The organism is Rouxiella badensis (genome assembly GCF_002093665.1).
Classification (GTDB): Bacteria; Pseudomonadota; Gammaproteobacteria; order Enterobacterales; family Enterobacteriaceae; genus Rouxiella; species Rouxiella badensis.
Genome location: NZ_MRWE01000023.1, coordinates 67,067 through 79,821, shown reverse-complemented (window position 1 = coordinate 79,821; position 12,755 = coordinate 67,067). Strand labels below are relative to the sequence as shown.

Sequence of the window (12,755 nt, the reverse complement as noted above, 5' to 3'; positions counted from 1 at the left end):
GTTTTGTTTTATAACTATGGGATAGGTCATCCCCTTAGTTTGGGGAAAAGTTTTTTATTAGGTTAAGTTTTTGACAAGATGTTTATACCCACAAATTAAGAAACCTGCAAGTATCTGAACCCTGTTGGTAGTCTTAACGAGATCTATATCACTAAAAATGCCCCGCTACCCTCGCTAAAACCAGATTATAACTTAAAAAGTACTTATCACATCACTGCGCATCCTTAAATTGGTGGGTCACATCATTACCAATGATGTGAAATCCCGCACGGCTACTAAACGAACGTGTTATCAGCACGCTGTGAAAAAGGGGAGAAAGAGGTTGCGGGCTTGTATGCCTGACCTTTAGGACTGACGATGACTGAAAGACTTGATCCCCCTCCCTTTGAAGCCCATCACTCAAGATTGGCTATTTTATTTTTGGGATTTGGTGAGGAAAAAGTTAGTTAGCTAAGATAATAATGACTGTGAAAATTGTTAATTACAGAGCTAAAATCTTCTATCCAGCTGAACATTAAGAGGAAAATGATTTTTCACTCTCAAACAGTTTTTCGTAATGTCATATGGCTGACATAAAACTGACACAAATATTTTATAGATTGTTCACACAAATTATTGAGCTTTATGCTGCTTGAAGGTCTATAGGATATTCACTGATGAGCGATTACCTCCCCACTCGCCCCCTACCACTCAGTACCCCTTCGTTGCCGGTTTTGGTAAACAACGGAAAACAAAAAAATAAAAAAGCGATCCTCCTGTTTATGGGTCTCCTCGTGCTTGGCTGTGTTTTCACCGGCAGCCGTTTATTCGCCGATGTTCAACATACCGGTCTGACCGAGTCCCATAATCTGCTGCTGCTGTTGCCTGCCATTGCCCTGTTCGTCGCCCTTGGCTTTGAATTTATTAATGGTTTTCACGACACCGCCAACGCGGTAGCTACGGTTATCTACACCGGCTCTCTGCCCCCCACGGTGGCCGTTGTCTGGTCGAGCGCCTTCAACTTCCTCGGCGTACTCGCCTCCAGCGGCGCCGTCGCCTTTGGCATTATCTCTTTGCTGCCGGTTGAACTAACGCTACAGGCAGGCAGCAGCAACAGCTTTGCCATGATTTATGCCCTGTTATTCTCGGCAATTATCTGGAACCTCGGCACCTGGTGGCTTGGGCTGCCCGCCTCCTCCTCCCATACCCTGATAGGTTCGATCATCGGCGTAGGCGTTGCGAATGCCTTGCTGCACGGTCGCAGCGCAGCGAGCGGCGTCAATTGGGCGCAGGCCCTGAACATTGGCTATTCGCTGATACTTTCACCGATTGTCGGCTTCGTCTGTGCCGCTCTGCTGCTGATGCTGTTGAAGCGTCTGGTGAAAAAGCCGCAGCTTTACCGTGCTCCAGAGCGCAAAGGCGCGCCACCGCTGTGGATCCGCGGCCTGATGGTGTTGACCTGTACCGGCGTTTCCTTTGCCCACGGCTCGAATGATGGCCAGAAAGGCATGGGGCTGATTATGCTGATTCTGGTAGCGACTCTGCCTGTCACCTACTCGCTGAATCGCTCACTGCCTGCCTCGACAACCTCGCAGCTGGTCACGCTGGCCGAGACCAGCAAAGCACAGTTGTTACAGCAGTTCCCTGAGGAAAATGTTCAGCCTCCGCGTGAGGTATTAGCGACTTATTTGCGTGACGGGCAACGTACTTCGAAGGTTATCCCCGCACTGGCACAGATTGAAGGAATGATGGCCGCTACGCTTCATCAATACGGTTCGCTGAGCGACATCCCCGCAGCGAAAATTTCGAGGGTGCACAATGACCTCTACCTGGCGGCGGAGACTATCAAGCGGCTAGAGGCGGATAAAACGCTGATGCTGTCGGCCGCCACGCAGCAAAGCCTGCATCAATTGCAACAGCATATCGATGCCGCCACACAGTTCATTCCTTCATGGGTCAAGATTGCCGTCGCGCTTGCTTTGGGGCTTGGCACTTTGGTGGGCTGGCGACGCATCGTGACTACGCTTGGGGAGAAAATTGGTAAAAGCCACCTGAATTATGCTCAGGGCGTAAGCGCAGAACTGGTCACCATGGGCACGATTGGCGCAGCAGATGCTTTTGGCCTGCCTGTCTCGACCACGCACGTGCTGTCGTCTGGCATTGCTGGCGCGATGGCAGCCAACCGCTCCGGTCTGCAATCTGGCACGCTGAGTAACATGATTCTGGCATGGGTGTTAACTCTCCCCGCCGCCGCGCTGATTTCAGCCGGCCTTTACTGGATTTTTATCACTCTGTAACTCTTGATGTGGCAGGAATAACAAGCGATGTCTACTCACACAATCAACTATAACGATATGTTCGATGCGCGCCTTTTGCAGGAATTTTATGACAGTTATGAAGAGTCACTTGAGCTGGAGCTGGAAGAAGCCGGTCTTGAGGAGCCCCTCGATCAACAGGAAAAAGCCTGGCGCATACGCTATTTCCGCGAACTGCTGCACTTGCAGGGCGAACTGGTCAAACTCCAGAGCTGGGTAATGCGCACCGGCAAACGTATTGTGATCATTTTTGAAGGCCGAGACGCGGCCGGAAAAGGCGGCGTTATCAAGCGCATTACGCAACGCCTTAATCCTCGTGGTTGCCGGGTCGCCGCACTGCCTGCGCCCAACGAGCGCGAACGCACGCAGTGGTATTTCCAGCGCTATGTTTCGCATCTGCCCGCGGCCGGCGAAATCGTGTTGTTCGACCGCAGCTGGTACAACCGTGCGGGCGTGGAAAAGGTGATGGGCTTTTGCAGCGACGAAGAGTATGAAGAGTTCTACCGAAGCGTACCGGAATTCGAACGCATGCTGACGCGCAGTGGGATTCAAATCATCAAATACTGGTTCTCCATTACCGATGAAGAACAGGAGCTACGCTTCCTGAGCCGTATCCATGACCCGCTTAAACAGTGGAAACTCAGTCCTATGGATCTCGAGAGTCGCCGTCGCTGGGAAGACTACACCGAGGCGAAAGAAGTGATGCTGCAGCGCACTAACATTGAGGAAGCGCCGTGGTGGGTGGTGCAGGGCGTCGACAAGAAGAAGGCGCGTCTAAACTGCATCTCGCACCTGTTGCAGCAGGTACCTTATGAAGAAGGAGAGAGCAGCAACATTACGCTGCCGACCCGCGTTCATAAAGAGGAGTACACCCGTCACTCGGTGCCCGAAAGTATGATTGTGCCAGACCGCTATTAACCCTTCCCTCTCCCGTTTCTCCCTGTTTAGCTGAGCAGGGGGAGACTTTTGTACCTCTTTCCCGTCTTGTAAATAACTCTCCCCACGCTTTTCATGTGATGCAGATCACATTTATCAACATTAAATTATCTAATCAAAATACGGTAACAATTATTCTATTGAATGATAATGATTGCTATTTATAATAACATTCTCAATAACAAGTGGCCTCCATGCGCCATAAACCCATGCAAAATGTGGTTAATTTAGTTTTAGACAACTAAATCTCGCCCTATCAGGGCTTTTTGGGGCTCTTACATTCCCCTCAGCACATCAATAACTCTTAACTTACGATCCGTCGTCAGGCGGATAAAGCTGCCATTTTTTTATGGCGGCAGGGCCTCTTACGTCTCAAAGAAAGGAACAGGATATGGTCTTACGTTCGCAAACTCAGGCAGTGACTCAACCGCAACTGTCCCCCCGCGCTACCGATCCTCAGGACGCTATTTTCAATGAAAAGCAGCTGTCGGCATGGGCACAGCAGACGCAAGACGTGTTGGCACTCATGACCAGCACGGTGAATAACGTTGAAAAACCGTTCAGTGGCATCCTGCCTCACGAGCTTGCCCCCCAATTTATCAACGTTGATCTCGACCAGCCTTTGGGCAGCAACGAAGCAGCGCTGGAAGAACTTAAAGACCTTTACCTGCGCGATGCAGTATGGTTCCACCACCCTAAATACGTTGCTCACCTCAACTGCCCGGTCGTGCTACCTTCTCTGCTGGCGGAGCAGATTATGGCCGCGGTGAACAGTTCGGTGGACACCTGGGACCAAAGTGCAGGCGGCACGCTTATCGAACAAAAGGTGATCGACTGGACGCTCTCACGTATTGGTCTGCCACCCTCCTCGGACGGTATTTTTACCAGTGGGGGAACGCAGTCCAACCTGATGGCCATGCTGCTAGCACGCGACAACTGGTGCGCGGCGCATCATCCCGGTCATCTGATTAAGCATCGTGGACTGCCACAGGATGCCAGCAAATGGCGCGTCTTTACCTCCAGACTCAGCCACTTCAGCATTCAAAAATCGATGGCGATTCTGGGACTGGGCTATGACGCAGTGATCCCGGTCGACTACGATGAGCTTTACCGCATGGACGTCGCGCAGCTTGAGCAGGAAATCTTGCGTTGTCATGAAGAAGGGCTGATCCCGATTGCCATTGTTGCCACCAGCGGCACCACCGATTTCGGCAGCATCGATCCGCTTCTGGACATCTCGACGCTGTGTCAGCGCTACGGTCTGTGGATGCACGTTGATGCGGCTTACGGCTGCGGTCTGCTGGTGTCTGAAAATCATCGCCAGCGTCTGGCCGGAATCGAAAAAGCGGACTCGGTCACCGTCGATTACCATAAATCCTTCTTCCAAACCGTCAGCTGCGGCGCGTTCTTTGTGCGTGATAAACACCACCTAAGTCACGTGACACATCATGCCGACTACCTCAACCCGCTGAGCGCGCAGCAGGAAGGCACGCCTAATCTGGTTAACAAAAGTATTCAGACCACCCGCCGCTTCGACGCACTGAAGATGTGGATGACCCTGCGTATTATGGGCCCCGTAGCGCTGGGCGAAGCCTTTGATAGCATCATTGCACTGACGCAAACTGCCCACCGACTGCTGCGCGCAAACCCGACCATTGAGGTACTCCACGCCCCGGAACTGACTACTCAGATTTTCCGTTACGTTCCCCGCCCAAGCATGAACCCTGCACAACTCGACGACGTTAACGCCAACATTCGTAAGGCGCTATTTCGCTCAGGCAATGCAGTCATTGCCGGAACCAAGGTCGATGGCCGTCAGTACCTGAAATTCACCCTGCTGAATCCCACCACTACGGCAGCTGACATCGAAGACGTGATTGCTCTGATTGTGCATTACGGTCGCGAACAGGTGCGTGAATCTGCGCTGAATGCGGTTAACTCATAAGGACTTGATGATGAACAACAACATCCTTGATTTTATCGGCATTGGTCTAGGTCCCTTCAACCTCAGTCTGGCCTGCCTGAGCGAACCGGTTGAAGGCCTAAGCGGCGTATTTCTCGACCAGAATCCAGGCTTCGACTGGCATACCGGCATGATGCTGGAAAGCGCGCACCTGCAAACGCCTTTCATGGCCGATTTAGTGACGCTTGCCGATCCGACCAGCCCTTATAGCCTGCTGAACTATATGAAGCAGAAGGGAAAAATTTACTCCTTTTACATCCGTGAAGATTTCTTCCTGATGCGCAAAGAGTACAACCAGTACTGCCAGTGGGCCGCGTCAAAACTCAGCAATCTGCGCTGGAATACCCGCGTTGACTACGTCAGCTACGATGACAGTCTGCAATGCTATCGCGTGCGCACCGTGGATACGGTAAGCGGCAGACTGCAAGAGTGGCTGGGACGCCGTCTGGTACTCGGCACCGGCCCAAGCGCCTGGACACCCGCCTGTAGCCGCCCACATCGCGAACGTTTCACCCATTCCAGCGAATATCTGGTCAACAAGGAACAGCTGCAAAAGAAACGGTCTATCACCGTGTTGGGCAGTGGTCAGAGTGCGGCGGAGATCTATTACGATCTCCTGAGCGATATCGACCGCTTCGGCTATCAGCTGAACTGGGTCACCCGCGCGCCGCGCTTCTATCCGCTGGAATACACCAAGCTGACGCTGGAAATGACCTCGCCTGAATGGGTCGATTACTTCCACGCTCTGCCAGCAGCAAAGCGCGACGAAATAAACGCAACGCACAAGAATCTCTACAAGGGGATCAACAGCAGCCTAATCAATGACATCTATGACCTGATGTACGTAAAGCAGTTGGATGGAAATTTAGACGTCAATCTGTTTACGCATTCTGAACTGACCGATATGCGCTGGCTGCCGGAAGGCGAATTCGAGCTGTCGCTGCACCAGCAGGAGCAGGACAGCGCCTACACTCGCCGCACCGAAGGTCTGGTCATGGCGACCGGCTATCAGTATCGTCCGCCGATGTTTATTGAAGGCATTGCGCAACGCCTGCGTTGGGATGAAAAAGGCCGTTACGACGTGCAGCGTAATTACAGCATTGACCATAACAATCAGGTGTTTGTGCAAAATGCCGAGCTGCATACGCACGGTTTTGTGACACCGGATCTCGGCATGGCCTGCTACCGCAATTCGGTCTTGCTGCGCGAACTGACCGGCCGTGAGGTGTATCCCGTCGAGCGCCAGATTGCTTTCCAAACCTTCCCGTCAAAATCGGAACGTTAAATATGTCTCAATCCCTACTGTTCAAAACTTCCCGTCCGGCGGGCAACTTTACGCTTCGGCCAATGCGCACCGAGGATGCCGCACTGATTCACAGCTGGGTCACGCGCGATTATGCGCGCTTCTGGGGGATGCAAAACGACAGCCTCGAGAAAGTTGCCGCTTTTTATCAGCGCCTGACGGCGAATAACCCCCGGGCTGCATTGATCGGCTGCTGCGATGACCAGCCGGTATTCCTGATGGAGTTTTACCGCGCCAGCGAAGATGAGGTCGGTAAGCATTACGCCGCAAAGGCGGATGATTACGGCATGCACATCCTGATCGCGCCCGCCAATAAACCGGTGAAGCAGTTTAGCTGGCAGGTATTCACCGTAGTGATGGACTACATGTTCAGCCAGCCAGAGGTCAATCGCGTGGTGGTTGAACCGGACGTGCGTAACAACAAAATTCACCCGCTGAACAAGCGCGCGGGTTTCCGCTACCAGCACACCATCGATATGGGTCACAAAACCGCGTGGCTGGCCTTCTGCCAGCGTGAAGATTATCAACGAGCCTTACTGCAGGAATCGCTAACTATGAACAACACTACACCGCTGCTTACCGGAACTCACTTGTCAGCTGATAACTGGGCACAGGCCAACCGTATGCTGATCCGCAAAGCGATTGCCGAATTCGCCCACGAGAAAATCATTACCCCGAGTTCGGTGGGCAACGGGCGCTATTCGCTTGCCGTGCCGGGTGCCGAGGCCGAATACCGCTTTAACGCCAGCCTTCTGGCATTGGATCACTGGGAGATCGACGCCGACTCGTTGATCAAACAGGAAAATGGTCACTCTTTGGCCCTGGATGCGCTGCAATTTATTGTCGAATTTAATGCGCAAATCGGCATCCCCCAGGCGCTGTTGGCAACCTACATGGAAGAGATCAGCAGCACGCTGTGCAGCAGCGTCTACAAGCTGCAAAAGAATAATCCAGACAGCCAGGCGTTGGTCACAGCGGACTTCCAGACCGTTGAGGCCTCAATGACCGAAGGCCACCCCTGCTTCGTGGCCAACAATGGCCGTATCGGCTTTGACGCCCGTGACTATCTGGCCTTTGCGCCAGAGGCCGCAACGCCAATCAATCTGGTCTGGGTCGCGGTTCACCTGCGCAACGCGCACTTCTCCAGCCTGAGCAATCTGGAATACGATCGGCTGATGCAAGACGAACTGGGTCAGCCAACCGTTGAACATTTCAACGCTCAGCTGGTGGAGAAAGGCCTGTCAACCGACGACTACCTCTTTATGCCGGTTCACCCATGGCAGTGGCAAAACAAACTGCTGACGGTGTTTGCGGCGGATATTGCCAACAATGACATCGTCTATCTGGGAACCGGCGACGATCAGTATCAGGCGCAGCAGTCTATCCGCACCTTCTTTAACCGCAGCCAGCCTAAAAAACGCTACGTGAAAACAGCACTGTCCGTACTGAACATGGGCTTTATGCGCGGCCTGTCGCCTTATTACATGGCGACCACCCCGGCAATTAACGAATGGCTCGACGGTCTGGTGAAAAAGGATGCGTGGCTACAGCGTTGCGACTTCCGTATTCTGCGCGAGGTGGCGGCAGTGGGTTATCACAACCGCTACTACGAAAGGGCCATCAAGGGCGATTCTGCCTACAAGAAAATGTTTGCTGCGCTGTGGCGCGATAACCCGGTCGTCGATTTGAAGCCTAACCAGCGCCTGATGACCATGGCGTCCTTCCTGCACATCGACCCTCATCAGAAAGCCCTGCTGCCTGCGCTGATTGCCGACTCGGGGCTGCCGGCGGAACAGTGGATTGAACGCTACCTGACCTGCTACCTCAGCCCACTGCTGCACTGCTTCTATCAGCACGATCTGGTCTTTATGCCTCACGGCGAAAACCTGATCCTGCTGCTGGAGAATAACGTGCCGGTCAGCGCCTATATGAAAGACATTGGTGAAGAGATTGCGGTGATGAACCCGGAGGCGGTGCTGCCGGAGAAAGTGCAGCGTCTGGCGGTGGACGTACCGGAAAATCTGAAGATTCTGTCCATCTTTACCGATGTCTTCGACTGTATTTTCCGCTTTATTAGCGCCATTTTGCACCAGTCTGACACGCTGCCTGAAGAGAAGTTCTGGCAGGCGGTAGCGAACTGCGTGAAGGAATATCAGCACGCGCATCCGCAGTTCGCCAGCAAGTTTGCCCGTTACGATCTGTTCGCGCCGGAGTTCACCCGCTCCTGCCTGAACCGTCTGCAGTTGGCGAATAACCAGCAGATGATTAACCTGTCCGATCCGGCGGAAAACCTGAAGTTTGCCGGAACGCTGGTTAACCCGATTGCCCGCTGGCGATAACCGGCCCCGCTGTCCGGCATAAAAATGGGCACCTTGGCGCGGTCGCTTCGGCGACCGCGTTTTTATCATTTAATAAGGGGAAGGATCTCTGATGGCCCTTTTTGTACCCGCGTCGCGCCTGACTCGCAGACACCTGATTTTCCCGCTGTCGCTGGTGCTGTTCGAGTTTGCCACCTATATCGCGCACGACATGATTCAGCCCGGCATGCTGCTGGTTACCCACGAGTTTCACGTTGGACCAGAATGGGTTTCAGCGTCACTGACGGCCTATCTGATTGGCGGTATCATGCTGCAATGGCTGCTCGGTCCGCTTTCTGACAAGCTAGGACGCCGTCCGGTCATGCTCTCGGGCGTCGCATTTTTCATGCTGACCTGCATGGCGACACACTGGGTGCAAAGCATTGAGCAGTTCGTTGCGCTGCGCTTTCTACAGGGGGTAAGCCTGTGCTTTATCGGCGCGGTGGGTTATGCCGCGATTCAGGAAGCCTTTGACGAATCGCTCAGCGTGAAGATTATGTCACTGATGGCCAATGTGGCGCTGCTGGCTCCGCTTGCAGGGCCATTGGCCGGTGCCGCCTTTCTCTCTTTCAGCGACTGGCGCACCATGTTCTGGGTCTTTGGCGGCATCACGGCCGTGGCGCTGGTTGGTCTGTGGCGGTCGATGCCCGAAACCTCGGGTGACCGTTCGACTTCGCTGTCTATCCCCTCGCTCGCCAAAGGTTACTACGCCCTTTTAAAAGACCGTCAGGTGATGAGCGGCTCGCTGGCTATTGGTTTGGCGACCGTTCCCTGTCTCGCCTGGGTGGCCCTGTCACCGGTTATTCTCATTCACGACGAAGGGCTTAGCAGGATGGATTATGCGCTTTTACAGTTGCCGGTATTCATCGCCATGATAGCCGGTAACCTGACGCTGGGCCGTCTTGCGACCCGTCTGCCTATCGAGCAACCGCTGCGGCTCGGTGCCTGGCCTATCCTCATCGGCCTGTTTATTGCGGCAATCAGCAGCGCCATCAACGCCCACAGCTACCTGTGGCTCACCGCCGGACTGAGCGTTTACGGCTTTGGTACCGGGCTGATCAACGCCGGACTTTACCGCCTGACGCTCTTTTCCAGCCGTGTGGGAAAAGGCCGCGTGGCAGCGATGCTGGGGATGGTCACTATCGTGGTATTTGCGTTGGGAATAGAGGCCGCCAAAGCCGCGTACTTTAGCGGTGGCAGCCTGCGCTTCAGCCTGATTAATCTTCTCTGCGGGGTGCTGTGGTTCTGTCTGGTCCGCGCCTTTTTAAGCGAAAATAAACGCCGTAGCACGCTTGCCGTTCAAGAGTAATCTTTCATAAAACTCTCCAAAGCGCCTGATACAGGCTATCGGGCGCTTCCTGGTCATCAGCCGTTTAATAGTTAAAAACCATTAATTAAAAAGATAAGTAAAATCAACAGTTGAAATGCTCAATAGAAAAGCTAATAATTCTCATTAAGATTACTCTTATCTTTATATCACCGCATCGCATTCCTTTGTGCCCTATATAGGCGAGCGGCAACAATTAATCTAATTTTCTAAGGGAATTGATAATGAGAATGCCTTTTAGCTTAAAGCGTTCTGTTCTGCTTTGTTCTGTCGCACTTTCTTTACCAGGTATGACGTACGCCGCGGATACAATGGTTGTTACCGCTCAGCCCGTCGATACGGCGACCTCGCCAACTATCGGCTATACGGCAACAACCTCAAAAGGGGCCACTAAAACCGACCGTCCTCTCGTGACCACCGCACAGTCAATTTCCGTCGTGACGCGTCAGCAAATTGAAGACCAGGGTGCGATGGACGTTAACCAGGCGTTGAACTACACCGCCGGTGCCTTCACCAACTTCGCGGGTGCGGCAACGCGTTACGACACCGTCGCCCTGCGCGGCTTCCACGGCGGCGACGTAGACAATATCTTCCTCGACGGCCTGCGTCTGATGACCGATGCGGGCAGCTACAACGCACTCCAGGTCGATCCGTGGTTCCTTGAGCGTATCGACGTCATCAAAGGTCCATCCTCCGCACCTTACGGCCAGTCCGTGCCGGGCGGATTGGTGATGGAAACCTCCAAGCGTCCGCAGTTTACCCAGGAAGGCCATTTCCGCCTCTCTTCCGGTAATAACAGCACCAGCGGCGCCGCATTTGATTACACCAATGCGATTAACGATCAGTGGGCGTTCCGCCTGACCGGTATGACCCACGACAGCAAGACTCAGTACGACCACACTCGCGAAGAGCGATACGCTATCTCCCCTTCCCTGCTGTGGCAGCCTGATGAAGACACTTCCCTGTTGTTCCGTGCCTATCTGCAGAAAGACCCGTCCGGCGGCTACCACAGCTCCGTGCCGGGCGAAGGCAGCGTAACCGAACACAACGGTCGTACATTGAGCAGTGGTTTTTATGACGGTGACAGCGCGCTGGATCAGTTCAAGCGCAGAGAACAGATGTACAGCGTTGAGTTCTCTCACCGCTTCAACGACACCTGGGCATTCCGCTCCAACGCTAACTATTCACACTCTGACGTCGACCTCGACCAGGTTTATCAGATTGGTTGGGATACCTCGAACCCAGACCTGTTGAACCGCTATTATTCCGGCTCACGTTCTTCACTGAACGCCTATGCCATCGACAACCAGCTGGAAGCAGACTTTGCCACAGGTGAAGTCAGCCACACCGTCATACTCGGCGCTGAATATCACCAGTACAGAAACAGCCTGAGCGATGCCAGCGGCTCCGCCAGCCAGCTGAATGTCGTGACCGGCCAAGCCGTGGGGACTAATCCGTCTTACACCTTCTATAATTCACGACGCAGCTACAGCCAGACCGGCGTTTATCTACAGGATGAGATGCTGTGGAAAAAATGGCACCTCGACCTGTCTGGTCGCTACGATCGCATCGTCTCCCAGACCGACAACTACGATTACGGCACCAAATATCGTCGTCAGGACGATCACGTGAGCACCCGTGCGTCACTGCTCTACGCGTTCGATAGCGGTATTTCGCCCTATATCAGCTACAGCCAAGCCATCACGCCGCAGTCTCTTTCCGGTGAAGACGGCAACCTGCTGAAGCCAACCACCTCCGAGCAGTATGAGACTGGGATTAAATACCAGCCGGTTGGCACTTCTGACCTCTACTCCGTGGCGCTGTATGACCTGACGCAAAATGATGTCGGCAACCGCGTCATCGTCGGCTCGTACTATGTTCCAGCTGGCAAAGTGCATTCTCAGGGCATTGAGCTCGAAGCGCACAATCAGCTGACCTCACGCCTGAGCACCATTGCCAGCTATACGCTGAACCACGTTCGCTACAAGGATTCCGTAGACGGCAACGACGGCCACACGCCTTACGTCACGCCAAACTCTATGGCCTCAGCCTGGGCGAAATATCAGTTTGACTACGGCATGAGCGGGGGTGCGGGGGTGCGTTACATAGGCAAACAGTGGGCGGACAACGAGAACACCCTGCGTGTAGCTCCGGTGACCCTGCTGGACGCCTCTCTGCGTGCCGATCTCGGTGCCTGGAACAACAGCCTGAAAGGCCTCTCGCTACAGGTTAACGTCAATAACCTGACCAACCGTAAATACGTTGCTGGCTGCTACGGCACCGGCTACTGCTACTGGGGTGCTGAGCGCAGCGTCGTAGCAACGGTCGGTTACGACTTCTGATAGCAAGTGATAGCAAGCCGATAATAAAGGGGCGTAATGCCCCTTTTTTGCTTAATAAACGGCGGCAAAAATTCGGGTGGGGAAACTCGCCATCGGCGCTCGGGGAATAATGGCGTGCCCGCGCATATCCGCCGAAACGGCAATGTCAGGACGTTTGCAAAACCAGGATGACGCTTTATAGCGTTAATTTATGCAGTATCCCGACTGAAATTCAATAATCCAGAATACCTCCC

Annotated in this window: 7 protein-coding genes; all 7 read left to right on the top strand. The window is 53.7% G+C overall.

Annotated features, from left to right (window positions below; genetic code table 11):
- Positions 1 to 761: 761 nt before the first annotated feature.
- The 7 genes from BS640_RS14345 to BS640_RS14315 all read left to right on the top strand — a co-directional run bounded on the left by BS640_RS14345 (position 762) and on the right by BS640_RS14315 (position 12,522).
- Positions 762 to 2,276, top strand: coding sequence for an inorganic phosphate transporter (locus tag BS640_RS14345; protein ID WP_241528239.1), 1,515 nt, complete (start codon positions 762 to 764; stop codon positions 2,274 to 2,276).
- A gap of 27 nt (positions 2,277 to 2,303) precedes the next feature.
- A complete protein-coding gene (ppk2, locus tag BS640_RS14340; protein WP_017492812.1) occupies positions 2,304 to 3,212 on the top strand; it encodes a polyphosphate kinase 2 in 909 nt (302 codons plus the stop codon).
- 409 nt (positions 3,213 to 3,621) lie between these two features.
- A complete protein-coding gene (locus tag BS640_RS14335) occupies positions 3,622 to 5,175 on the top strand; it encodes a pyridoxal phosphate-dependent decarboxylase family protein (RefSeq protein WP_084912801.1) in 1,554 nt (517 codons plus the stop codon).
- A gap of 10 nt (positions 5,176 to 5,185) precedes the next feature.
- On the top strand, positions 5,186 to 6,478 hold the full coding sequence (locus BS640_RS14330; RefSeq protein ID WP_084912800.1) for a lysine N(6)-hydroxylase/L-ornithine N(5)-oxygenase family protein: 1,293 nt from the start codon (positions 5,186 to 5,188) through the stop codon (positions 6,476 to 6,478).
- Between the two features lie 2 nt (positions 6,479 to 6,480).
- Positions 6,481 to 8,835, top strand: coding sequence for a GNAT family N-acetyltransferase (locus BS640_RS14325; protein ID WP_017492815.1), 2,355 nt, complete (start codon positions 6,481 to 6,483; stop codon positions 8,833 to 8,835).
- Between the two features lie 91 nt (positions 8,836 to 8,926).
- Entirely contained in the window at positions 8,927 to 10,162 is a 1,236-nt protein-coding gene (locus BS640_RS14320; protein WP_084912799.1) for an MFS transporter, read from the top strand.
- A 242-nt stretch (positions 10,163 to 10,404) separates the two neighbouring features.
- Positions 10,405 to 12,522: a TonB-dependent siderophore receptor gene (locus BS640_RS14315; protein WP_026110660.1), complete on the top strand. Its 2,118-nt coding sequence runs from the start codon at positions 10,405 to 10,407 to the stop codon at positions 12,520 to 12,522.
- The last annotated feature ends 233 nt before the right edge of the window (positions 12,523 to 12,755 follow it).